22 protein-coding genes and 1 tRNA gene are annotated in these 21,880 nt (G+C 60.7%); 12 read left to right on the forward strand and 11 right to left on the reverse strand.

Annotated features, from left to right (window positions below):
- Nucleotides 1-190 precede the first annotated feature (190 nt).
- A complete protein-coding gene (locus AC07OF_RS20405) occupies nucleotides 191-688 on the forward strand; it encodes an Hcp family type VI secretion system effector (RefSeq protein ID WP_157193147.1) in 498 nt (165 codons plus the stop codon).
- Between the two features lie 117 nt (nucleotides 689-805).
- Here AC07OF_RS20405 and AC07OF_RS20410 read toward each other — a convergent pair whose 3' ends face one another.
- Nucleotides 806-1,231, reverse strand: coding sequence for a DUF2628 domain-containing protein (locus AC07OF_RS20410; RefSeq protein WP_157193146.1), 426 nt, complete (start codon nucleotides 1,229-1,231; stop codon nucleotides 806-808).
- Nucleotides 1,232-1,483: 252 nt separating this feature from the next.
- On the opposite strand from AC07OF_RS20410, the gene AC07OF_RS20415 reads away from it, so the two are divergent.
- The gene (locus tag AC07OF_RS20415) at nucleotides 1,484-1,822 is read left to right on the forward strand and encodes a hypothetical protein (protein WP_038612594.1); all 339 of its coding nucleotides are present in this window, start codon (nucleotides 1,484-1,486) and stop codon (nucleotides 1,820-1,822) included.
- A 48-nt stretch (nucleotides 1,823-1,870) separates the two neighbouring features.
- On the opposite strand, the gene AC07OF_RS20420 is transcribed toward AC07OF_RS20415, so the two are convergent.
- Entirely contained in the window at nucleotides 1,871-3,610 is a 1,740-nt protein-coding gene (locus tag AC07OF_RS20420) for a dipeptidase (protein ID WP_495073377.1), read from the reverse strand.
- A gap of 269 nt (nucleotides 3,611-3,879) precedes the next feature.
- Here AC07OF_RS20420 and AC07OF_RS20425 point away from each other — a divergent pair, with 269 nt between their 5' ends.
- Nucleotides 3,880-4,233, forward strand: coding sequence for a DUF1428 domain-containing protein (locus AC07OF_RS20425; RefSeq protein WP_157193144.1), 354 nt, complete (start codon nucleotides 3,880-3,882; stop codon nucleotides 4,231-4,233).
- A gap of 102 nt (nucleotides 4,234-4,335) precedes the next feature.
- Here the strand turns inward: AC07OF_RS20425 and AC07OF_RS20430 are convergent, their stop codons facing one another.
- Nucleotides 4,336-5,961 carry a methyl-accepting chemotaxis protein gene (locus tag AC07OF_RS20430; protein ID WP_495073378.1) on the reverse strand — a complete coding sequence of 542 codons (1,626 nt, stop codon included), beginning with the start codon at nucleotides 5,959-5,961 and terminating at the stop codon, nucleotides 4,336-4,338.
- A 139-nt stretch (nucleotides 5,962-6,100) separates the two neighbouring features.
- Entirely contained in the window at nucleotides 6,101-7,012 is a 912-nt protein-coding gene (locus tag AC07OF_RS20435; protein WP_157193142.1) for an AraC family transcriptional regulator, read from the reverse strand.
- Nucleotides 7,013-7,117: 105 nt separating this feature from the next.
- Here AC07OF_RS20435 and AC07OF_RS20440 point away from each other — a divergent pair, with 105 nt between their 5' ends.
- The 7 genes from AC07OF_RS20440 (at nucleotide 7,118) to AC07OF_RS20470 (ending at nucleotide 14,619) form a co-directional block, all read left to right on the forward strand.
- Nucleotides 7,118-7,675 carry a carboxymuconolactone decarboxylase family protein gene (locus tag AC07OF_RS20440; RefSeq protein ID WP_495073379.1) on the forward strand — a complete coding sequence of 186 codons (558 nt, stop codon included), beginning with the start codon at nucleotides 7,118-7,120 and terminating at the stop codon, nucleotides 7,673-7,675.
- A 50-nt stretch (nucleotides 7,676-7,725) separates the two neighbouring features.
- On the forward strand, nucleotides 7,726-8,787 hold the full coding sequence (locus tag AC07OF_RS20445; RefSeq protein WP_157193140.1) for an acyl-CoA dehydrogenase family protein: 1,062 nt from the start codon (nucleotides 7,726-7,728) through the stop codon (nucleotides 8,785-8,787).
- On the forward strand, nucleotides 8,784-9,632 hold the full coding sequence (locus AC07OF_RS20450; protein WP_157193139.1) for an ABC transporter ATP-binding protein: 849 nt from the start codon (nucleotides 8,784-8,786) through the stop codon (nucleotides 9,630-9,632). The genes AC07OF_RS20445 and AC07OF_RS20450 overlap by 4 nt, the downstream gene beginning before the upstream one ends.
- On the forward strand, nucleotides 9,598-10,797 hold the full coding sequence (locus AC07OF_RS20455; protein ID WP_157193138.1) for an ABC transporter substrate-binding protein: 1,200 nt from the start codon (nucleotides 9,598-9,600) through the stop codon (nucleotides 10,795-10,797). The genes AC07OF_RS20450 and AC07OF_RS20455 overlap by 35 nt, the downstream gene beginning before the upstream one ends.
- Nucleotides 10,797-11,552: an ABC transporter permease gene (locus AC07OF_RS20460; RefSeq protein WP_157193137.1), complete on the forward strand. Its 756-nt coding sequence runs from the start codon at nucleotides 10,797-10,799 to the stop codon at nucleotides 11,550-11,552. The genes AC07OF_RS20455 and AC07OF_RS20460 overlap by 1 nt, the downstream gene beginning before the upstream one ends.
- A gap of 98 nt (nucleotides 11,553-11,650) precedes the next feature.
- Nucleotides 11,651-13,744, forward strand: coding sequence for a TonB-dependent siderophore receptor (locus AC07OF_RS20465; protein WP_495073380.1), 2,094 nt, complete (start codon nucleotides 11,651-11,653; stop codon nucleotides 13,742-13,744).
- Nucleotides 13,745-13,791: 47 nt separating this feature from the next.
- A complete protein-coding gene (locus AC07OF_RS20470) occupies nucleotides 13,792-14,619 on the forward strand; it encodes a class I SAM-dependent methyltransferase (RefSeq protein WP_157193135.1) in 828 nt (275 codons plus the stop codon).
- Between the two features lie 2 nt (nucleotides 14,620-14,621).
- Here the strand turns inward: AC07OF_RS20470 and AC07OF_RS20475 are convergent, their stop codons facing one another.
- The 4 genes from AC07OF_RS20475 to alkB form a co-directional block, all read right to left on the reverse strand.
- Complete coding sequence (locus AC07OF_RS20475) at nucleotides 14,622-16,568, reverse strand: DNA topoisomerase III (RefSeq protein WP_495073381.1); 1,947 nt, start codon at nucleotides 16,566-16,568, stop codon at nucleotides 14,622-14,624.
- Nucleotides 16,569-16,668: 100 nt separating this feature from the next.
- Nucleotides 16,669-17,271 (reverse strand): class I SAM-dependent methyltransferase, encoded by a 603-nt coding sequence (locus AC07OF_RS20480; RefSeq protein WP_495073382.1) that lies wholly within the window; start codon nucleotides 17,269-17,271, stop codon nucleotides 16,669-16,671.
- Nucleotides 17,268-18,263 carry an alpha/beta hydrolase gene (locus AC07OF_RS20485; RefSeq protein ID WP_495073383.1) on the reverse strand — a complete coding sequence of 332 codons (996 nt, stop codon included), beginning with the start codon at nucleotides 18,261-18,263 and terminating at the stop codon, nucleotides 17,268-17,270. The genes AC07OF_RS20480 and AC07OF_RS20485 overlap by 4 nt, the downstream gene beginning before the upstream one ends.
- Before the next feature lie 104 nt (nucleotides 18,264-18,367).
- Entirely contained in the window at nucleotides 18,368-19,024 is a 657-nt protein-coding gene (alkB, locus tag AC07OF_RS20490; RefSeq protein ID WP_157193132.1) for a DNA oxidative demethylase AlkB, read from the reverse strand.
- A gap of 305 nt (nucleotides 19,025-19,329) precedes the next feature.
- Between alkB and AC07OF_RS20495 the strand changes: the two genes are divergently transcribed.
- Nucleotides 19,330-19,403 (forward strand) — tRNA-Cys (locus AC07OF_RS20495).
- Nucleotides 19,404-19,502: 99 nt separating this feature from the next.
- Here the strand turns inward: AC07OF_RS20495 and AC07OF_RS20500 are convergent.
- Both AC07OF_RS20500 and AC07OF_RS20505 read right to left on the reverse strand, forming a co-directional pair.
- The gene (locus AC07OF_RS20500) at nucleotides 19,503-19,697 is read right to left on the reverse strand and encodes a site-specific integrase (protein ID WP_269769806.1); all 195 of its coding nucleotides are present in this window, start codon (nucleotides 19,695-19,697) and stop codon (nucleotides 19,503-19,505) included.
- Nucleotides 19,698-20,418: 721 nt separating this feature from the next.
- Nucleotides 20,419-20,778: a hypothetical protein gene (locus AC07OF_RS20505; protein ID WP_157193131.1), complete on the reverse strand. Its 360-nt coding sequence runs from the start codon at nucleotides 20,776-20,778 to the stop codon at nucleotides 20,419-20,421.
- Nucleotides 20,779-20,970: 192 nt separating this feature from the next.
- Between AC07OF_RS20505 and AC07OF_RS20510 the strand changes: the two genes are divergently transcribed.
- On the forward strand, nucleotides 20,971-21,264 hold the full coding sequence (locus tag AC07OF_RS20510; RefSeq protein WP_157193130.1) for a hypothetical protein: 294 nt from the start codon (nucleotides 20,971-20,973) through the stop codon (nucleotides 21,262-21,264).
- Between the two features lie 92 nt (nucleotides 21,265-21,356).
- Here AC07OF_RS20510 and AC07OF_RS20515 read toward each other — a convergent pair whose 3' ends face one another.
- On the reverse strand, nucleotides 21,357-21,863 hold the full coding sequence (locus tag AC07OF_RS20515; protein ID WP_157193129.1) for a hypothetical protein: 507 nt from the start codon (nucleotides 21,861-21,863) through the stop codon (nucleotides 21,357-21,359).
- Nucleotides 21,864-21,880: the final 17 nt, after the last annotated feature.

Raw genomic sequence — 21,880 nt, forward strand, 5'->3', positions numbered from 1 at the left:
GCGTACTCCCTGTAAGCGGACCACGCAGGCTACGAGTTTTTTTGCCAAAGGTATGTCGGACACTTCTGAAAATCAGCCATCTTGTATTTGCTGTTTGTAACACTTTGGAAATACTTTTCGGAAATGCCTGACATACGCGATCAGTACCCAAGCAATAGTCTGCGTGCTTTACCTACAAGGAGTACGCACTTTGGCTCATCATGGCTATCTGTCGATCACCGGCAAAAAACAGGGATTGATTTCCGCAGGCTGTTCCAGCCTGGATTCCATCGGCAACAAATGTCAGGCCGGGCACTTCGACGAAATCATGGTGTTGTCCTTCGCCCACAATCTTTCCAACCTCGACAACACCAGGCACGCCACCCATCGACCGCTGATCATTACCAAACACATCGACAAGGCGACGCCTTTGTTAGCGCAGGCCCTGGCCAATCGTGAGGTAGTCGATTGCACACTGAACTTCTATCGCATCAGTCTGAGCGGTCATCAGGAAAAGTACTTCAGCATCAAGATCTGGGACGGTCTGATCGTTGATCAACAGCTGGAGATGCCCCATTCGATTCTGTTGAACGACCAGCAGGCTCAGGAGAATTTGGCTATCCGTTACAGGGACATCGCTTGGTCACACCACATTGCCTCGACCTCCGGGCAGGCTTCGTGGGGCGATATTCCTTGGGATGAGCAATGACGGAAAGCCGAGGGCCCACCCGAACAGTGGGCCCATGCCTGCATGTATGAACGGCGGGAACACTGACTGAACACTCCGCTTCGGGCAGCGCATCCAGTCAGTACTTGTTCAGGACGCTTACCAGCGCATACCTTTAAACGGATTCCAGCCCTGCTCGCCTTTACGCTCTTTCAGGTAATAGGCGTAGTTGGTGGACAGCGCATACAGGATGTTGGTGGCAAAGCCGATGCCGACATCGACCGGGTGCGGCGTGATCATGCCGGCCAGGCCGAAGAGGATATCGATCACGATCGACACCGCCACAATGATCCCGATCAAGGCCAGGTTCTTTTTCCACAGCCCCAGGACGAACAGGTAAATAGGGCCGAAGAAGAAGGCAATGATATTGGCGTTTACCAGTATCTTCTTGCCGAATGGCAGCTGCTTTAGCGCAGGTTTGTAAGTGGGGCTGTTAGGGGCGCCGTGGGCATCGAAAAACGCAAATCGTTCCTGCCATTTTGCACTGTAGCTTGCAGCTTCACGGGTTTGTTCAGTAGCGCTCATTCATAACTCCTTGTAGTCCTTGAATGGTGGGGTCTTCGTGAAATCGTCCGTTGGTGTTGCGTAAATTCGATGTGAAATCAACGCTTGAGGTTTATTCACACAGCGAAGTGTACGTTTGGGTAGCGTTTATTGGAATGTGTTATTTCCTAATGTTCTCTGATATGGCGCCGAGAAAATCCGGAACGATTCAACCTGCACCGAGGTCAACACCTTCAGTAGTGATCAAAACGGTCTACATCATGAGGATTTGCCATGAGTACCCTGACGATCGAAGGCTGGTGCAAACGCAACGGCGAGCAAAAATCCACTCCGGTCGGAGACATACACTTCGACATTCTGGGCCCTAACCATACCAGGCTGGAGCAGGCCGAAGAGCGCTTGCAGAACAGCCACGAGCCTGAAGCCATGGTTGATGTCGATATGGCCGCGTTGAACCTGGTCATACCAGAGGGTTATGGCCCACTGGCCGACTGCAAGTTACGCGTTTATCTGGATGAGGATCAACGCGGTCAGTTCCATCTGGTTGGACACCGGGCCAGTGATGGCAGCCTGATCTATAGCAATGCGGTGTTGATCGCTCAATTGAGCTAGCACGCACGCTGCCAAGGGGCCCGCCTCAGTAGCGGGCCCACAAGCGCCTCAAAGCTTCGGCATCTGCCCGATACGGCCCATCATCTCGGTCACGATCTGCAGGTCGAGCATGAACTGTTCAACAGTCTTGAACTCGTTGTCGTTGTGGCCGGTGTATTTGACGTCAGGCATGGCCAGGCCGAACTGCACACCATTAGGCAATTCATGCACCGACGTGGCGCCGGCGGAAGTGCCGAACTTTTTCTCCATGCCCAGGTTTTCACTGGCCACCGCCAGCAGTGCCTTGACCCATTCACCCTCGGGGTTGCGGTACATCGGCTCGGCGATCGAAGTGTCGAAGGCCACGGTGACCTTGGACTGCTTGCTCCAGGCCGCGAGCTTGTCGCTGAGTTCACGCTTGAGCACTTCAGGCGACTTGCCGACCGGCACGCGCAGGTTGACCGCGAGTTTGAAGGCCTTGTCATCCATGCCGACGTAGGTCAGTGAGGTGGTCAGCGGCCCCATGAAGGCGTCGGAGAAGCCGACCCCCAGTTTGCCGCCCAGGTAGTCCAGCCCCCAGCTGTCGGCGGCGTAGCGGGCCGCGTCGGTGATCTGGTTGTGCTTGAGCGCCACCTTGCCGTCGAGGCTGTGGATGAAGTCGAGCATCCTCGCTACCGGGTTTACGCCGGATTCGGGCTCGGAGGAGTGGGCGGAAACGCCGGTGACGGTCAGTTGCACGTCTTTGCCGACGACCTTGGCGGTCACGCCGAAATTGCCGCCATTTTGCTTGGCGTAGTCCGTACCGGCTTTCTGCAGACTGGCGGCCAGTTCTGCGGGCTTGTCGGTGACGAGCGTGGCGACCGAGGTCGAGGGAATCTGGTTGGTCGCCAGGCCGCCGGTCATCGACGTGATTTCGGCGCCTTTGCCCTCTGCGCTACGGCGAGGAAAGCTGGCCATGACTGTGCCGTAGCCCTTCTCGGCAATCACCACCGGGTAGCCGCCATCGAGCGCCAGGTTGTAGTTGGGAATCGGGTTGTGTTCGAAGTAGTAGGGGATGGCGTCGCCAGTGGTCTCTTCGGTGGTGTCCACCAGCAGCTTGAAGTTGCGCGCCAGCGGCAGCTGCTCTTCCTTGATGATCTTCATCGCATAGAGCGCTACGACGATGCCGTTCTTGTCATCCTCGGTACCGCGGCCATACATGCGGTCGCCGATCAGGGTGACTTTGAACGGATCGAGTTGGGTGCCGTCCTGCAGGACCCAGTTTTCCGGGGTCACCGGGACCACATCGGCATGCGCATGGATGCCCACCACTTCATCGCCGCTGCCTTCGAGGGCGATCTCGTAGACACGGTTGTCGATGTTGCGAAAGTTCAGGTTGAAGGCCTGGGCAAGGGCTTTGATCTTGTCGGCGATCTTGATGAATTCGGGGTTCTCGTGCTGGGCAACGCCATCGACGCGCATGGTCGGGATTGCCACCAGTTCGCGCAGGGTTTCGGTGGCTGCGCTGCCGTATTTGACCCGCGCATAAAGGCCGAGCAGGCGATGGATTTCGTTCTGCTGCTCAGCGCTCAGGGTCTTGTTGTCGAGGAAGGCGCTGATGGTCGCACCGAGGTTGTCGGTTTTGCCCACATCGCTCTTGGCCAGGCTGCCGAGGAACTGCCTGAAGTCCTTCACCGAAGCGTCGTTGAAGGTCTTGAGGATGGCCGCGCTCTGTTGCGGGGTGATGTTGGCGTGCGCTTGGCTGGTGAACGACGCGAGGCTGGCCAGCATCAGGGTAGTGGCAGCCAGGTGCTTGAGTGAGAAGTCCATTGCTGGAGGCAGTCCTTTGCAGATAGTGAGTAGGAGGTGTCTGCTTGAAGAAGCAGGCATCTCTGCAAATTAACATCAGCAGGAATCACTAGAGGAGCCCCTGAAGTGCGAACTGTCGCACAGAAACGCAAAAGCGACGCAGAAACGAAAAAGCACTTGAGTCTGACCGCTCGTCGGTGAATGTTCCGGTCTGTCGAATCACCCGGCAGTCAATCGACTACTGCACAGATCCACCTGATCGATTCAACCCCTGTGCAGGAGTCAAGGTCATGTCTTATGTCGATGGTTTTGTGCTTGCCGTGCCTACCGCCAACCGCGAGAAGTTCAAGCAGCATGCCGAGGAAGCGGCGGTGGTGTTCAAGGAGTGTGGCGCCCAGCGCGTTATCGAGTGCTGGGGCGATGATGTGCCTGAAGGCAAGGTGACTTCGTTTCCGATGGCGGTGAAATGCAAGCCGGACGAAACCGTGGTGTTTTCCTGGATTCTCTGGCCTTCACGTGAGGTGCGTGATGCCGGGATGAAGAAGATGATGGAAGACCCGCGCTTGCAGCCCGACCAGAATCCGATGCCTTTTGACGGGCAGCGGTTGATCTTTGGCGGGTTCAATATTCTGGTGGATGTGTAGGGCTGCAAATGGCCTCATCGCCGGCAAGGCCGGCTCCTACAGGGTCCGGGTCAACACCTGACCTTGTGGGAGCTGGCCTTGCCAGCGATAGGGCCCTCACGTTCAAACCCTGAACCGTGCCACCAACGCCGTCAGCTCCGCAGCCAACCCCGACAACGCCTGGCTGGCCTGCCGCGTCTGCTGCGCTCCGGTCGCCGAGCGTGACGACAGTTCACGAATGTTCAGCAGGTTACGGTCCACCTCGCGTGCCACCTGCGCCTGTTCCTCAGCCGCACTGGCGATCACCAGGTTGCGTTCGTTGATCTGGCCGATAGCGCTGTAGATCCCCTCAAGCACCTGACCTGACGCCTGGGTGATGCCCAAGGTCGACTGCGCACGCTGGGTGCTGGCCTGCATCGAAGCCACCGCCGCCTCGGTGCCATGTTGCACCCCGGCTATCATTTGCTCGATTTCCTGGGTCGATTGCTGGGTACGGTAGGCGAGGGTGCGTACTTCATCCGCGACCACGGCAAAACCGCGACCGGCTTCCCCGGCGCGCGCCGCTTCGATGGCGGCATTGAGCGCCAGCAGGTTGGTTTGCTCAGAGACCGAGCGGATCACATCCAGCACCTGGCCAATGTCACGAATCTGCCCGGCCAGCTGCTGCAAGCGCTCACTGCTGGTCTGCACTTCGCTGGCCATGGCGCGGGTGCCCTCAAGGTTGTCGCTGACCTGCTGACGGCTTTGCTCGGCCAGCTGGTTGGAGGCGTTGGCGGCTTGTGAGGTGGTCACGGCATTACGCGCGACTTCTTCCACGGCGGTGGTCATTTCGGTCACAGCGGTGGCGGCCTGTTCCAGTTCCTGGTCCTGCTGGCGCAGGCTGTGGGTGCTCTGTTCGGTAATGTTCTCCAGCACCTGGGCGGCCTGGGCCACTTGCGTGGCGTAGCCGGTGAACTGACTCAAGGTGGCGCGCTGGCTTTGTTGCATATGGGCAAGATTGGCGAACAGCTCGCCGATCTCGTCGCGGCGGGTGACTTGTACGGTCACACTCAGGTCGTCCTGGGCAAAACGCTGAAAGTGCTGGCTGGCTTCGAGCAGCGGGCGCAACACGCGGCGGGCGATAAAGCCCCAGCACAGCACGGCGAGCAGCAGGGTGACCACGACCAGTGCCAGGCTCTGCAGTTTGGCGGCGCTCAAGCGGCGCTCGGATTCAAGCATGATCAGCTGGCTGCGCTCGCTCAAGGCCGCCACCAGTTGTTGGCGCAGGGCCTGCATGCGGGCCATGGCGTTACCAGCCTCGGTGTTGACGATGAAGTAGCGTTGCAGGTCGTTCTGCCCGGTCGCCTCGCGTTGTCCGGCGACGGCCTCGGCGTATTTGCCGAAGGTGTTTTGCAGGTCGACGGCGAGGGTTTTGAGTGCCGGGTCCCGGGCATTACTGACCAGCTCGTCGAGCAGGCTGCGGCTGTTGTCGATCAGCTGTGCGGACAGCGCCATGCGTTTGTTGGCGCTGTCGTGGTGGCCGCCACTCTGTTCGACAAAGCCGGAGGAGACGTTGGCGCTGGCGCGGATCGCCATCAACAGGGCGTTGTTCAAACGGTCCGATTGATGCGCGGTGAGGTCAAGTTCAGTGATCTGCTCATCGCTACCCACCGCCGCGCGCCAGGCACTGACGGTGGAGAACAGCAGGGTCAGGCTGAACAGCGACAGCACCCAGAACATTCCGGTGCGAATTTTCAGGTCGGCGAACATGCTGGCAGTACTCCTTTTAATTGTTATCAGCACCACGCTGTACCGAGCAATCGGCGGTGGGTGGTCTGCTATCGGAGTCTGCCCGGATGGACTTGAGGGCTGGAATTCGCTTGTGTTCGATTACCGCCCGCAGTTTGCCTCAACGGCCTTCATGCTGGCGCCGGTAGGCACCTGGCTGCACGCCCATGGCCTTGCTGAAGGCGCGGGTGAAGGCAGCGATGGACTGGTAACCGACGGCAGCGCACACCTGTTCGACGGTGTTGTGCGCCTTGAGCAAGCGGCAGGCGTGACGCATGCGCAGGGCCAGCAGCACTTGCCCGGGGGACTGCCCGGCCAGCTCGCTGAAACGCTTGAAGAAGGCCGAACGCGATAGTCCGGTGCAGGCTGCCATGCTTTCCAGCGGCCAGGGTTGTTCGGGATGCTTGATCAGTTGCTCGACCAGGGCGGCAAATTGCGGGTGGCGGGCCAATGACACCAGGCCGCCCATGGGCAGGTCTGCCTGCACCTGCTGGCGCAGTACGTAGAGAAACAGCAGATGGCTCAGACGCTCAAGCAAGGCCGAGGAGGGCGCAGGCTGGCGCTGGCATTCGGCGAGGATCAGCTCGAACAGCGCGGTGGCGGCGCTCAGGGCCGGGTCGCCGGCACGCAGGATCAGCCAGTCAGGCAGGCCTTCGATAATCAGCGACGATAGGCCCGGCTGGAAATGAAAGAACCCGCACACCAGGCCGACGCCGTCACTGGCATCATGCTCCAGCGGCAGCATGGCCATGCGCGGTTGCTGGCGGGCCAGTTCGCAGTCGGCGGTGCCAGACAACCGGTACTCAAGGTCACGCAGCAGGAACACTGCATCACCCGCTTCCAGGGCAATGGCCTGGGGCTGGCCGGCAATGTGCAGCCAGCAATGGCCCTGCACCACCAGGTGAAAACTGGCCCGTGCCAGGCCCTGGGTGCTGGCGTGCCAGCCACCGCAATAACGCCCGACATGGAACAGGCTGGCGTCTAGCTCAAGGCTTTCTAATAACCAATCGACAAGTGGGCTGGAGGAAATCATCTAAGGGAAAGACTCAGGAGCAAGTAATAACGACTCTAGAATATGGAAGGTATTTCTTATAACCAACAGACTTGTGCGACACCCTAGTATGCAGGAGTCCACTCCATGTCGCGCGTTACTCTACACACGCTGCAAAGCGCCCCTGAAGCCGCACGTCCTTTCCTGGAAAACGCCCAGAAGAACTCGGGTTTCATTCCCAACCTGCTCGGCGTGCTGGCCAATGCCCCGGCCGCGCTGGAAACCTACGTCACCGTTTCGGCCCTCAACGGCACGGCCGAGCTGAGCCTGGCCGAGCGCGAAGTGGTGCAGCTGGTGGCCGCCACCAATCATGGCTGCGACTTCTGCGTGGCCGGTCACACCGCCGTGGCGCTGAACAAGGCCAAGCTGCCGCAAGAGGTGGTCGACGCCCTGCGCGCCCGCGGCGAACTGCCGCAGGAAAAGCTTGAAGCCCTGGCCGCATTCACCCGTGAAGTGATCGCCACCCGTGGCAATGTCAGCGATGCCGGCTACAGCGCCTTACGTGAAGCCGGCTATGGCGAAGGTCACGCCCTGGAAGTGATTCTCGGTGTGAGCCTCGCCACCCTGTGCAACTTTGCTAATGTGTTCGCCCAGACGCCGCTCAATGACGAGCTGAGCAAGTACCGCTGGCAGCCTTCGGCATAAGAACCCTTGGCGCCGGCGCAGGCTGGCGCTTTTTTAAAGGAGTAAACGCTATGCTCGATCCTGCATTGGTCACCTGGCTGGATGCCGAGGCTGAAGCCCTCGATCTGGGCCACTGCGACCCGCAGGCAGTGTTGGGGCAGTTGGCCGCAGCGCAGGTGTTGCGCGTCGGTATCGACGAAACCCTGGGCGGCAGTGGCGGCACGGTCGCCGACGCGGTGGAAACCGTGGCCAACGTCGCCAGTCATTCCCTGGCCGCTGCCTTCGTATTCTGGGGCCAGCGTGCCTTTATCGAATACCTGCTGCACAGTCCCAATACCGCCTTGCGCGAGCGCTTGTTGCCGAAACTGCTCAGCGGTGAGCTGGCCGGCGCTACCGGGCTGTCCAACGCCATGAAATACCTGTCCGGCATCGAAGCGCTGCAAGTCAAAGGCCTTGCCGATGCACGGGGCTGGACCCTCGACGGACGCCTGTTCTGGGTCACCAATCTGCGCAAGGGTGGTTTTGTCGTGGCGGCAGCGATTGAAGAAGAGGGCGCTTCACCGTTTGTGCTGGCGATCCCGGATAACGCTGCCGGGCTCACCCGCTCGGACGACCTGCAACTGATGGGGCTGCAATCGAGCAATACCGCAGCGTTGAATTTCGAGCAGGTCGCCCTCAGTCGTGACTGGCTGCTGCACGAGAACGCCAAGCAGTTCCTGCCTGCGGTTCGCCCTTCGTTCCTTGGGCTGCAATGTGGCATGGCCATCGGCCTGGCGCGGCGTTCGCTGGACGAAGTGGAAGGCCACCTGCAAGGTGTGCGTTCGTTCCTCGGCGAAGCGTTGAGCGTGTTGCGCGAACGCCTGGAAAACACCGTTGCCGAATTGAAAAAGGGCCTGCTCGAGGGGCGCTTCCTGACCCAGCCCGCCGCACTGTTCAAGTTGCGCATCACCTTGGCCGAGACGGCTGCCGATGCCGTGCAACTGGAGTTGCAGGCCAGCGGTGGCAAGGCCTACCTGAGTGCTTATGGCGCAGGCTTCGCGCGGCGCTGGCGCGAGTCGGCATTCGTGCCGATCGTCACGCCAAGCCTGGTGCAGTTGCGCGCCGAGTTGCAACGGCAGGCGTCGACAGCATGACCCAGGTGTTGCTTGAAGCCCGCGGAATCAGCCTTGGCTACCCGCGTGAACAAGGCTGGCAGAGCGTGCTGGAAGACTTCGACCTGCAACTGGCGCCGGGGGAGGTGATCACTATCCTCGGCCCCAGCGGTGTCGGCAAGTCGAGCCTGTTGCGGGTGCTGGCCGGTCTGCAGCAAGCGCGCAGTGGCAACGTCAGCCTGCTCGGTGAGCCGCTGCAGGGGCCGCATCCGCGCCTGGCAGTGGCGTTCCAGGACCCCAGCCTGTTGCCCTGGCTGAGCCTGGAAAAGAACGTTGCCTTCGGCCTCGATTTTGCCCGTCAGCCCAAACTGGCGGCCAGTGAGCGCCGTGCGCGGATTGACCACGCCATCGAGGCGGTCGGCCTGCAGCACGCTCGCGAGCAATACCCGGCGCAGCTCTCCGGTGGCATGGCGCAGCGTACCGCGCTGGCCCGCTGCCTGGCGCGTCAGCCGCAGGTGCTGTTGCTCGATGAACCCTTCGGCGCGCTGGATGAAGTGACCCGCGCCGACATGCAGCAGCTGTTGCTGCAGTTGATCGCCCGGCACAACACTGCGGCGGTCCTGATCACCCACGATATCGACGAAGCCCTGCTGCTGTCCGATCGCGTGCTGCTACTGGGCAATCACCCGGCGCGCACCCTCGGCCAATGGCACATCGACCTGCCGCAACCGCGCGAGCAACGGGTCGAGGAACTGGGCGCGCTGCGTATCGACATCCTCAAAACCCTTCGGCGGGCCAGCCGCACTCCTGAACCTGATTCTGAACCCTTGCCGCTGCCGTTGGAGACTGCCCATGTGCCTGGACGACTTTACCCACACTCGTCGTGATTTCATCAAACTCAGCGCCTTGCTGACGGCCGGTGGCGCCATGCCGCTGCTGAGCAGTTTGCAGGCGCGCGCCGCCAGCGATCCGGATGCCCCGGTGCGCATCGGCTACTTGCCGATCACCGACGCCACACCATTGCTGGTGGCCCACAACAATGGCCTGTTCGAAGCCGAAGGCATCAAGGCCGAGCGGCCGGTGCTGCTGCGCAGCTGGGCGCAGGTGATCGAGGCGTTCATCTCCGGCCAGGTCAACGTCATTCACTTGCTCTCGCCGATGACCGTCTGGGCGCGCTACGGCAGCAAGGTCCCGGCCAAGGTGGTGGCCTGGAACCATGTCGGCGGCTCGGGCCTGACCGTGGCCCCGGGCATCACCGAGGTCAAGCAGCTGGGCGGGCAGAGCGTGGCGATTCCGTTCTGGTATTCGATTCACAACGTGGTGGTGCAGCAGCTGTTCCGCGACCATGGCCTGACGCCGGTCTCGAAGCCGACCACCGCGCAGCTGGCCGCCAACGAGGTCAACCTGGTGGTACTGCCGCCGTCGGACATGCCGCCAGCCCTGGCCAGCAAGCGCATCGCCGGCTACATCGTTGCCGAACCATTCAATGCCCTGGCCGAAGACCTCAAGGTCGGCCGCGTGCAACGCTTTACCGGTGATATCTGGCGTAACCATGCCTGCTGCGTGGTATTCATGCACGAGCATGACCTCAACAACCGCCCGGAATGGTCGCAGAAGGTGGTCAACGCCATCGTCAAAGCCCAGCTGTGGACTCGCGATCACCGTGCCGAAGCCGCCGCCCTGCTGTCCAAGGCCGGTCCCAACCGCTACACCCCGCATACCCCGCAGGTGCTGAGCCAGGTGCTGGCACCGTCTGCCGATGACCGTGCGGCCTACATTGCCAGTGGCGCGATCCAGCATGCGCAGTGGGATGAAAAGCGCATCGACTTCCAGCCGTATCCGTTCCCCAGCTACACCGAGGAGCTGGTGCGTCGCTTGCAGAACACCCTGATTGAAGGTGAGAAGGGCTTCCTTGCCGGCCTCGACCCGCAACAGACGGCCCGCGACCTGGTCGATGACCGTTTTGTGCGTAAAAGCATCGAGGCGGTGGGTGGGCTCAAGGCCTTCGGCTTGCCGGACAGCTTCGAGCGTAGCGAGGAGTTTGCGATCTGATGGGTAAGCATGTACTGCATGGCGCCCTGGGGGCAGCCGGCTTGCTCGGATTGCTACTGCTGTGGTGGTTGGGTGTGCACCTGTTTGGTGAGGCTGATGGGCTGTCGGCACGTTTTTCGCCTGAGGCCACCCTGGCCAGTCTTGTCGAGTTGCTGGGGCAGGCTGAGGTCTACGAGCATGTCTGGGTCAGCCTCAAGCGTATCCTGATCGGCTTGCTGCTGGCGTTGCTGATTGGCGTGCCGCTGGGTTTGCTGGTGGGCAGCTATCGCCATCTGGAGTCGGCCACTTCTCCGGCGTTTCAGTTCCTGCGCATGATCTCGCCGCTGTCATGGATGCCGGTGGTGGTAATGCTGATGGGCGTGGGCGACCAGCCGATCTACTTCCTCCTGGCCTTTGCCGCGTTGTGGCCGATTCTGCTCAATACCGCGGCTGGTGTGCGTCAGCTTGACCCGCGTTGGCTGCAACTGAGCCGCAGCCTCAGTGCCACCCGTTGGGAGACGCTGTGCAAGGTGATCATTCCTGGCGTGATCGGCCATGTGCTGACCGGTGTGCGCCTGGCGATCGGCATCCTGTGGATCGTGCTGGTGCCGTGCGAAATGCTCGGGGTCAGTGCCGGGTTGGGCTACTTCATCCTCGATACCCGTGACCGCCTGGCGTACTCGGAGTTGATGGCCATGGTGCTGTTGATCGGGGTGCTGGGGTTCATGCTCGATGCGCTGGCGCGTGGGCTGCATCGGCGTTGGGTGCATGCCTGAGGTTTGATCGCGGGGCTAGCCCCGCGATGAAGCTTTCCAATCATTTTCAAATGGCTCCATTAATTGTTATGTTATTACATAATCATTAAGGAGCCCCCATGAACTACCCCCCAGGAAGGTTATCTCTCGGCCTGTCTGCCTCATTGTTGGCGCTGCCCGCTGCCGCCACCGAGCCTGTGTTGCTCGATACCCTGACCGTCAGTGAGCGCCACGTCGAAGAGTCCGCTACAGGTCCGGTGCAAGGCTATCGCGCCAACCGCTCCAGCACTGCGACCAAGACCGACACCGACATCCGTGACACCCCTCAGAGCATCGTCGTGGTGCCGAGCCAGGTGCTGGAAGATCTCAACAGCACCCGTATCGATCGGGCCCTGGATTTTGCCGGCGGGGTGAGCCGGCAGAACAACTTCGGTGGCCTGACCTTTCTCAACTACAGCGTGCGCGGTTTCACCACCGGCGAGCTGTACAAGAATGGCTTTGCCGTCAACCGCGGCAGTTACAGCGCCCCAGACACCTCGAACATCGAGCGCATCGAGGTGCTCAAGGGGCCGGCGGCCAGCCTGTACGGGCGGGGGGATCCAGGTGGCCTGGTGAACATCGTCACCAAGCGTCCCCAGGCCGAAACCTTCACGCAGTTCAAGGCCAGCGCCGGCAGCTGGGACCGCTATCGCAGCAGCCTGGATGTGAACACGCCACTGAGCGAAGACGGCCGCGTGCTGTCGCGGGTCAACATGGCGGTGGAGGACAACGGCAGTTTTCGCGACTACGTTGGCAATGAGCGGCGTATCGTCAGTCCATCGCTGAGCTGGCAGTTGAACCCGGACACGCTGTTGTCGATCGACAGCGAGTTCTCACGCACCGAGTCGGTGTTTGATCGTGGGGTCCCGGCGGTAAACAACGAACTGGGCCCGGTCAGCCGCTCGACGTTCTTCGGCGAACCGAACGACGGGCGCATCCGCAACGACAACCAGACCCTGGACCTGACCCTGGAGCACTACCTGAATGACAGCTGGAAGCTGCGCCTGGCCAATCACTACACCCAGGGCCGACTCAAGGGCAACAGCTCCGAGCCCCAACGCCTAGTCGGCACCACCCTCAGCCGTTTCTACCGCGAGCGGGATTTCGAGTGGAACGACAACATCAGCCAGGCTGAACTGCATGGCCAGTTCGACTTCGCCGGTTGGCAACACCAGAGCCTGATCGGCCTGGAGTACGAGAACTACCGCAACAGCCAGAAGTACCCGCAGAGCGCCACTTCGTTGGCCTATGGCCTGGATATCTACAACCCGGTGTATGGCAAGCCGAAGCCAGCGCTGGTCAAGCCCAATGACTTTTTTGAACGCACGCGGAGCTACGCCCTCAACCTGCAAGACCAGATCAGCTTCACCGAGCGCCTGCGCGGCCTGATCGGCGTGCGCCTGGAACATATCGAGCAGACTGCACAGAACCGCAGCAGCCAGGTCGGCAACACGCAGGAAAAAGACGTGGCGACGCCGCGAGTGGGACTGCTGTATCAACTCACCCCTGAAGTCGGTGTGTTCGCCAACGCCTCGACCTCGTTCAAGCCCAACAGCATCGGCACCCAGGGTCAGGTGTACAAGCCGGAGAAGGGCCTGGGCTATGAAACCGGGTTCAAGTTCGATCTGTTCGACAGCCGCGTGGGCGCGACCCTGGCGCTGTTCCGGATCGACAAGGAAAACGTCATCACCACTGATGCTTTCGGCGACAGCGTTGCTGCCGGTAAGGCCCGCAGCCAGGGTGTCGACTTGCAGTTCAGTGGCCAGCTGAGTGATGCCGTGCGCCTGATCGGTGCCTATGCCTATATCGATGCCGAGGTGACCAAGGGCGATGCCAGCCTGCCCGAGGGCAGCGACCTGCTTGGCATTCCCTGGCACAGCGGCAGCCTGATGGCGGTGTATGAGTTTCAGCAGGGCGTGCTGCAGGGGTCGGATATCGGCGCGGCGGCCAACTATGTCGGTGATCGCTCCGGTCAGGCCGGTAGCAGTTTTCGCCTGCCGGGCTACAGCACGCTCGACCTGCTGGCCCACTACAAGGTCAGCGAGCACGCCACCGTCGGCCTGAACCTCAATAACCTGTTCGACCGCAAATACTACGAGCGCGGCTACAACGCGGTGTGGAACCTGCCGGGCGAGCCGCGCAATCTGATGGTCAGTTTGAACCTGGCGCTGTGAGCGGGCTATAGTCGCGCGTTCAGGTGTTTGCCAAAGGAAGGCTGATGATGAGCGACTCGCAGGAACTCAACCGCCGCAGCTGGGATGAGCGGGCGTCACTGCATGCGGCGTCCGCTGACTATGAAGTGGACAGGTTCATTGCCGATCCGCAGCACCTCTCCGAAGTTGTACGTTTCGACCTGCCACGCCTGGGTGACATTAGCGGCTTGCGCGCAGTGCATCTGCAGTGCCATATCGGTACCGACACCCTGTCGCTGGCACGGCTGGGGGCGCGGATGAGCGGACTGGATTTTTCCTCGCAGTCGCTGGCCCAGGCCCGTGTCCTGGCGCAACGCTGTGACACGTCAATCGACTATGTCGAGTCGGATGTCTATGCCGCTGACCAGGTACTGACTCCCGGTAGTTTCGATCTGGTCTACACCGGTATCGGTGCTTTGATCTGGTTACCGAGCATCGATCGCTGGGCGCGCACGGTAGCGGCTTTGCTCAAGCCAGGTGGCCGCTTGTTCCTGCGCGAGGGTCATCCGATGCTGCTGGCGGTGAACGAAGATCATCAGGATCGACTGCTGATCGAGTATCCCTATTTCGAACGCGAAGCCCCGACGGTCTGGGACAGTGACCAGACCTATGTCGAGACGGACACCGCGCTCAGCCACACGGTGACCCATGAATGGAACCATGGGTTGGGCGAGGTCGTCAGTGCCCTGTTGCGCCATGGTTTGCAGATCAGCGCACTGGTGGAGCACGACAGCATCCCCTGGGAGGCCTTGCCGGGGCAGATGAGCAAGAATGCGCAAGGGGAATGGTCGCTGGACAAGGACCGTTGGCGGCTGCCGTTGAGCTACACCTTGCAGGCGATCAAGCAGGCTATGTAGCTTTATCGCGAAGCCGTGGGAGCGGGCTTGCCCCGCGATGATGCCCGCACCCGCTTACCCGCACCCGCATTACTTTTGCGCTTCTTCTTCCACGGTGTACGCGGCAGCGCCGGACCGCTGATGGTCAGGTTCAACCCGGCACAGCGCTCCACCTGCTTGCTCATCCATGCCGACTGCTTGGCAACAAAGTCTTCCAGGCTCATTTCACCACTCTGGACCATGTCCAGCGCCTGCTCCCAGATTGCCGTGGTGCCCGGATCGGCAATTGCCCGGGGCACGGCGTCAATCAGGCTGAAGGCTGCTGGCGTGGCACTCAGTGCCTTGCCCTGCTTGATCAGGTAACCACGGTCCAGCAGACCCTGGATGATCCCCGCACGGGTAGCTTCAGTGCCGATGCCAGTGGTGTCCTTGAGCTTCTGTTTCAGGCGTGGGTCGTCCACCAGTTTGGCGACGTTTTTCATGGCCTTGATCAGGTCGCCTTCGGTGAAGGGTTTGGGCGGTTGAGTCCACAGGTCCTTGAGATTGACTTCGGCCACGGCGCAGTCCTGCCCTTGCTGCAAGGCTGGCAGTACTTGCGCGACCGGAGCCTCACGACCTTTGGCCGGGGTCAGCGCCTCAGGCAGGGCGCGGCGCCAGCCCGGCTCGACGATCTGTTTACCCACCGCGCGCAGGGCCTGGCCGGCGCAGTCGAAGTCGGCCTGGGTGCGGTCGTATTCGTGGTTGGGCAGGAACTGCGCCAGGTAGCGGGCGCGAATCAGGGTGTAGACCGCCTTGTACTTGGGCGGCAAACGCGCAGGGTCGCTGGCCGCCGCAGTGGGGATGATACCGTGGTGGGCACTGACCTTGGCATCGTTCCAGGCGCGTGAGCGGCGCTGGGCCTGAAGATGTCCCTGCAGTGGTGCAAGGCTGGCGTCGGCACGCAGCAGCGCGGCAAGGATGGCTGCTGCCTCGGCGTGCTGGCTCAGCGGCAGGTAACCGCAGTCGCTGCGCGGGTAGGTGATCAGCTTGTGGGTTTCGTACAACGCTTGGGCAATGTCGAGGGTTTCCTGAGCACCGAGGCCGAGCTTTTTCGAGCACAGCTCCTGCAGGGTGCCGAGATCGAAGGGCAGGGGCGCAGCTTCACGTACCCGCTCGGTGGCCACCTTGACCACACGGGCGCTGGCGGCATTGCCGATAGCCACAGCGGCCTGTTGGGCCAGGGCTTGGTTGAGGCAGCGGCCCTGGTCGTCGCAGGTGTCTTCGGCGGCGCGCCATTGTGCGCTGAAGCGGGTTCCGGCACTGTCGAGCAGAACATCGATGGCCCAGAACGCCACCGGCACGAAGTCGGCGATGCTGCGGTCGCGATCCACGACCAGGCGCAGGGTAGGGGTTTGCACCCGACCTACCGGCAGTACGCCCTGATAGCCGGACTGGCGTCCGAGCAGGGTGAACAGGCGGCTCATGTTCATGCCGATCAGCCAGTCGGCGCGCGAGCGGCCCAGCGCCGAGTGATACAAGCTGAAGGTTTCGCTGCCGGGCTTGAGCGCAGCCAGGGCCTTGCGGATCGAGGCATCGTCCAGGGCCGACAGCCACAGGCGGCGGATCGGCCCGCGGTAGCGGCAGTGCTCGACCAGTTCACGGGCGATCATCTCGCCCTCGCGGTCGGCGTCGGTGGCGATCACCAGTTCCCGGGCTTCGCCGAGCAGACGTTTGACCGCCTTGAACTGACTGGCGGTTTTCGGCTTGACCAGCATCTTCCACTGGCTCGGGATGATCGGCAGGTCAGCCAGTGCCCAGCGTTTGTAACGGGCGTCGTAGCTGTCGGGCGGGGCGGTTTCGAGCAGGTGGCCGATGCACCAGGTGACCGTGACGTCAGTGCCCACCCAGCAGCCATCGCCGCGGCGGTTGGCGCCGAGGACCTTGGCGATGTCCTTGGCCTGGGAGGGCTTTTCGCAGAGAAACAGACGCATGCCGGCTGGGTGTCATTCTATGGCTGGAGTGAGGCATAGAATGCGCAGGATTGACGGGGCTGGCAAGCTTTATCTGTATGCATATACAGTTAATGTGTTGCTAGCGGGCACCCGTCTTTCGCGCTAACACTGACCAGGTATGCCAGTGTTTGCTAAGACCGAGCAGGGTCTGTCCCGGTTGATTGTGTTCATGCCAGTCAAGTACGTCGAATTCACTGAACAGTTGCTTGACCTGCTCAGCTGAATGGATGCTCAGATCGCCGCGCTCCAGTTGTGCCCAGCTGTCTTCCGGCCCCATGAAATGGCCGCAGAACACGCCGCCAGGACGCAAGGCGCTGACGATCTTGCGCCAGCTTTGCTCGAAGGCTTGAGGCGGGCAGAAAAACAGGCTGGAACACGCACTGATCAGGTCGGCTTGCGGGTAATCGAAGTCTTCGAAACGACTTTGTCGCACGGCAAGTCGAGGGTGCTCGTTCAAGTCCTGCAGATGTGCCAGGGCGTTGGCATCCTGGTCGAAGGCATGGACGACGAAGCCTTGCTCCAGCAGGTAACGGGTATCGCGGCCGGCACCGCAACCAACGTCCACAGCGATGCTGCCAGCGGTCAAGCCTGATTGCTCCACTGCCTGGATCAGATGCGGGTAGACCTGTACTTGCAGGGCTGCGCGGTGATACTGAGCCTGGCTCAAGGCTTTGTTATTCACGGGTGAGGCGTCTCCAGAACGTTAGCGGGTTGTTGCTTGAGGATAAAGCTGCTCAGCGCCTGCATCAGGCCTTCTGCCAGGGGCAATTGCGGGTTGCTGTAGGCGGCCAGGTTGGCCTGCCGATCACCTGCGGGCACGTCCTTGAGCACATGGTTGGCGTGCTCCAGCATTACCAGATGGGCATTGGGCTGACCTGCCTGTAGCAAACGGGCGTCGGCCTCGGTGATCTGCAGGTCCTGGCCGCCCTGCAGGATCAGGATCGGCTGGTTGATATCGGCGATCAGCTTCAGCGGATCCAGGGCCAGCTCACTGATGAGCAGCGCTTGTACCTCGCGGCCGAGGATCGGCTGCAGTGCGAGCGGGATGTGCTGATTGTCCACCATTTCACCCGCCGCAAGACGGCGCAGCAGTGCCGAAGCAGGCTCGACCAGTGGGGCGTAATCAGGGAGCTGTTGCAGCTGTTCGCGGATCACTGCATCCAGGCGGCGACCTGCAACGGCGGCCAGGGCCAGGCCATGGATGTCGGGGGTGCTCTGTGCAGCCCGCAAGGCGACCGTGCCACCTTCGCTATGGCCCAACAGCCAGATCGGTGTGTCGGGCAAGCGCTTTTGCAACAAGGCTACCCAGGCTTTCACGTCGGTGGCGTAGTTGTCGATGGTGTCCTGGTCCGCATCGGCAATCGCCCCGGCGCTAGCGCGCACACCACGCTTGTCGATACGCAGACTGGCGATGCCATGTTCGGCCAGGTCCTGGGCAAGCATCTTGTAGGTCCAGGGCGTGAGACCTGATTGACGGTTGTTGCCATTGCGATCGGTAGGGCCGGAGCCGGGAATGATGATCACCACCGCCGCGTTGCGCTCGGTTGTGAGCAGGCTGCCTGCCAACGGCCCCTCGGGGCCTGGAACCTGCACCGAGGTCTCGTCAGGCAATGCGTTGGCGGTCAGCGGCAAGGCGACGGCCAGAGTTGTAATAAGTGCTTTGATCCATCGCATCTACACCGCGACTCCTGTCGGGCTGGGAAACAATTTTCATTACGGATTGGGCTGCGGGCAAGACTGTATAGTTTGAGTCTGAGGAGTGCAATTCAGGCGGGGTGTTATCCGGCCTTGCGCAGGGTCAGGTTGATCCGCAGATTGCCCAGCAGCGGATGTGCCCCCGGCTTGAGTGGCAGTACCCCGTGGTAGCGCAAGCGGTCCTCGCCACCCCAGACCAGCACGTCACCATGACGCAGGCCAATACGCTGGGTGGGTTCTTTACGGGTGTGCCCGCCGAACAGAAACACCGCAGGCAGCCCTAGCGACACTGACACGATCGGCTGGGTGAAGTCGCGTTCGTCGCGGTCCTGGTGCAGGCTCAAGCGATTGCCTGGGCGATAACAGTTGATCAGGCAGGCATCGGCTTGAAAGTTGTTGAACCCGGCCAAGGCGGCCGCGCGGTTGGCCAGTTCCAGCAGCACCTCGGGCAGTACCGGCCAGGACTGATTGCTCAGGGGATCTACCGGACTGTAGCGGTAGCCTTGACGATCACTCACCCAACCCAGCGCCCCGCAATTGGTCAGCCCCACAGCCATCTTCAACCCACCGGGTGTGACCATATGGCGAAACGGCGCCTGGGCAACAACCTCACGCAGTACCGGCAGCAACGCCTGAACCTGGGGCAGGGCAAAGCCTGGCAGTAGCACCGCTTGATTGCCGACCCATTGCGGTTGCAGTGGATCTTGAGGATTGAACAGGTCCAGTTCGGTTTGCATCATCGACGGATTATGGCGCGGGCAGGGGGCATGAACTGTATGATAAGGCGCTTTTGCGGGCATGCGTCACCCCGAACCCTGCGTTTGGACCCGGGTTCTACAGGCGCTTGGCGCTCCTTGCAGAAAAAAATAAACTTTTTGAATTCAAGGGGTTGCCAGCTCAATCGAATGAGTCCATAATTGCGTCCATCGAAAACGAGGCAGCTGAAAAGCTTAGCGTTTTCAAGGGGATAGCGATTTTATTGAGTTGTTTCCTTAAAGAGTTGTATATGTTGGAGATCGCTTGTTCAAGGGTCTCGGGCATTTGAGGCCGAGTAGCAAAGTGGTTATGCTCCGGATTGCAAATCCGTCTACGCCGGTTCGATTCCGACCTCGGCCTCCATTATTGAAAGCCCCGCAGATTAACGTCTGCGGGGTTTTTCTTTGCGCGCTCGAAAGTGCGTAAGTCCCAAAACAATTAGATGGCAGTCCCAAAACTTCCTCACTTGGAAGGCTTTGCGATGGCGCCGACGCGACGGTAAACGCGCTCGGTGATTCCCTCCTTCGAGTGGCCGAGCAGTACGCTCGCATCGCTCAGATCGTTGATCTCCGACGCAGCCTTCGGTCGGATATCCCTAAATTGGAACTGGGCGATTCGGTTGGCCAGGTCAGGCTTCTTCTCCACTTCGGCCTTCACCCGGGCAGCCTCACGCGCATCCGCCCCACCTGTTACGTAGCATCGGCCAGCTCATCCGCTTGCCATGCTCGTTGACGATAAAAAACGGCGACAGGTGCTGGCTTGTTCGTCGCATGATGCGGTCGAGCAGGGCGCCCAGGCGCGCTGCTTCAGTTCCTGTCAGCTGCGGTAGGCGGAGGCCTTTATGGCGCCGGTGTAGTAGGTATTTGGGGAATGCTCGCAATCATGCTGCTGCCAAATCTGGCTCTTATTGCCTTCAGGTACATTCGCCTAAGCCGCGCAGGCTGAAGTTTCTGGAAATGGGCCTACCGGCAGGCTTGAGTTGTTGTAGGGGGAGGGGTTAAAGCTGAATGGAACTCAAACGATTCCTAGCGCGCGAATTGTTTTCGCATGCGGAAAGTTTTTATCGATGAACCGCTCATTCCCGCCTGAATGACGTGAATGAGCGGTTGGTGGGTGCGGTTATCCGACGCAGCCCCCAAACAGGCCGATGGCTACGATTACAGCGACGGCTACGAAAATACGATAATCCATACAAGTTGCTCCAGTTATTAATTAGTCTGAGGTATCCCTCAGGCTAAATAGTGGAGGCGGGGTGCCCCATTATTTGCCTAAAGGTTGCGGAAAATGCTCTGGATGGCATATTTATTGTTTTGGGTATTTCTGGTCAGTGCTTCGCTGACGCTGGTGGCCAGTAGCGGGAGGCAGAGGGCGAGGCGGGTCATCGGCGTGCCTCCTTGCAGGTGAGCTCGCAGTTAGCGGCCAGCTTCAGCAGATTGATCGTGGTAGGGCGGAAGCTATCAGTGTTTGGGTACCCCTCCAGCCGGTGACCTTCCGGATAGGCCTTGAACGGCCCATGCCAGCACCAGTTCATCTTCCAGATTTCCCAAACGGTGTAGGCATCGCAGCCTTCACCCCAGTAGTCGACACCACCTCCAACGCTCCAAACGTGGCTGACCCGGGTGTTCTGCTCGTAAGCCAATTCGCTCGGCTCGTCCTTGTCGATCCATGCGCCGTGGAATTGCGAGGGGGCAATCTCGGGCAAGCGCTTGCTCAGCTTCTTCTCGATACGGGCCTTCATGGCATCACCTTTTCTTCAGGCATGACTTCTCCAAAGCCGTCATATAGCGGCTGAAATTTAATGGGGTAATGGGCATTTCGGTGGCTTATCGGCCAGTAAATGATCGTTGTTGCACCGGTGGTCGCAAATCAGCGAAGTGCATATCTATCTCACTGAAGGCAGCGCCTACTGGAGAAATCAGAGGAGATCGATATGAACTACCGCGGAGATCTATTTTGGGACTGGGCAGACCCGAGCCTTCACCATCGTCATCACGATGAAATCCTTGATGACGGCACCAAGATTGATGTGCAAACCCGTCTCTCACGAACAGGTGAGACGCAGCTTTTTATTGGGGTGTATGCCAAAAGCGGCGCCCGGTTAGTAGAAGAGGCCTATCAAACCAGGCCGAATGAAACGATGACTCGAGCTTTGGCCTGGGGCGTTGGCCGGGCAAGGGCATTCGCCATCGGCGAGAATTCTGTTCCATCGCTCCAGACAGCGTAACTATTGAGGCCGAAGCTCAAATGCTTCGGCCTTTTTGCGTCTGCTCGATAGGGGGGGCGGGTGGAGTACAAATGTACTCCATGGGTCAAAAGCTACTGCGGCAGCGGCAAGTCGCGGATGGCCTGGGCCAGTTCCGGATAATCTGCGGCAAGCTCAGCTGCAGCCTTGATCCCGTTCCGGTAGCCGTCGGTGCCCTGGATTGCCATCTGCTCGGCGCTGGCGACGTCTGCGGTTGGTGGGTGGGTATAGAGTTCCTGCCAGGCGCCGAGGAAGATCGCGGGGAGATTTTCGCCATAACAGTAGCCTTGTCCGCCTAGCTGCTCCCAGCGATACGCCACCGGCTCGCCCTGGTGCTGGGCGTCAATGCGGTGCGACTCAGCAAGCTCTGCGCGAAGGCTGACTATCAGATTTTTTTGCTGCTCGATCATATCCACCTGATGCTGGGCAGCTGGAGCATCAAGCAGGCCCTGCCAGAACTCAGCGTGTGGGGACGGGGATGGATGGGCTTGGTACTGCAGCAACTTCACCAGGCGCTCAACTTCATCGCGCGGCACGCTGACCATCTGTTCGGTGTTGCTGGATCGGTTTTCTGTGGGCATGGGGATACCTCGCCGGG

Source organism: Pseudomonas sp. GW821-FHT10B02 (genome assembly GCF_059415665.1).

Bases quoted from the DNA above. Each gene is read 5' to 3' on its own strand.
- AC07OF_RS20460 (WP_157193137.1), top strand. From the start codon at position 10,797: ATGGGTAAGCATGTACTGCATGGCGCCCTGGGGGCAGCCGGCTTGCTC.
- AC07OF_RS20455 (WP_157193138.1), top strand. From the start codon at position 9,598: ATGTGCCTGGACGACTTTACCCACACTCGTCGTGATTTCATCAAACTC.
- AC07OF_RS20420 (WP_495073377.1), bottom strand. From the start codon at position 3,610: ATGGACTTCTCACTCAAGCACCTGGCTGCCACTACCCTGATGCTGGCC.
- AC07OF_RS20440 (WP_495073379.1), top strand. From the start codon at position 7,118: ATGTCGCGCGTTACTCTACACACGCTGCAAAGCGCCCCTGAAGCCGCA.
- AC07OF_RS20515 (WP_157193129.1), bottom strand. From the start codon at position 21,863: ATGCCCACAGAAAACCGATCCAGCAACACCGAACAGATGGTCAGCGTG.
- AC07OF_RS20425 (WP_157193144.1), top strand. From the start codon at position 3,880: ATGTCTTATGTCGATGGTTTTGTGCTTGCCGTGCCTACCGCCAACCGC.
- AC07OF_RS20505 (WP_157193131.1), bottom strand. From the start codon at position 20,778: ATGAAGGCCCGTATCGAGAAGAAGCTGAGCAAGCGCTTGCCCGAGATT.
- AC07OF_RS20445 (WP_157193140.1), top strand. From the start codon at position 7,726: ATGCTCGATCCTGCATTGGTCACCTGGCTGGATGCCGAGGCTGAAGCC.
- AC07OF_RS20415 (WP_038612594.1), top strand. From the start codon at position 1,484: ATGAGTACCCTGACGATCGAAGGCTGGTGCAAACGCAACGGCGAGCAA.
- AC07OF_RS20470 (WP_157193135.1), top strand. From the start codon at position 13,792: ATGAGCGACTCGCAGGAACTCAACCGCCGCAGCTGGGATGAGCGGGCG.
- AC07OF_RS20450 (WP_157193139.1), top strand. From the start codon at position 8,784: ATGACCCAGGTGTTGCTTGAAGCCCGCGGAATCAGCCTTGGCTACCCG.
- AC07OF_RS20410 (WP_157193146.1), bottom strand. From the start codon at position 1,231: ATGAGCGCTACTGAACAAACCCGTGAAGCTGCAAGCTACAGTGCAAAA.
- AC07OF_RS20435 (WP_157193142.1), bottom strand. From the start codon at position 7,012: ATGATTTCCTCCAGCCCACTTGTCGATTGGTTATTAGAAAGCCTTGAG.
- AC07OF_RS20485 (WP_495073383.1), bottom strand. From the start codon at position 18,263: ATGCGATGGATCAAAGCACTTATTACAACTCTGGCCGTCGCCTTGCCG.
- alkB (WP_157193132.1), bottom strand. From the start codon at position 19,024: ATGATGCAAACCGAACTGGACCTGTTCAATCCTCAAGATCCACTGCAA.
- AC07OF_RS20475 (WP_495073381.1), bottom strand. From the start codon at position 16,568: ATGCGTCTGTTTCTCTGCGAAAAGCCCTCCCAGGCCAAGGACATCGCC.
- AC07OF_RS20465 (WP_495073380.1), top strand. From the start codon at position 11,651: ATGAACTACCCCCCAGGAAGGTTATCTCTCGGCCTGTCTGCCTCATTG.
- AC07OF_RS20510 (WP_157193130.1), top strand. From the start codon at position 20,971: ATGAACTACCGCGGAGATCTATTTTGGGACTGGGCAGACCCGAGCCTT.
- AC07OF_RS20430 (WP_495073378.1), bottom strand. From the start codon at position 5,961: ATGTTCGCCGACCTGAAAATTCGCACCGGAATGTTCTGGGTGCTGTCG.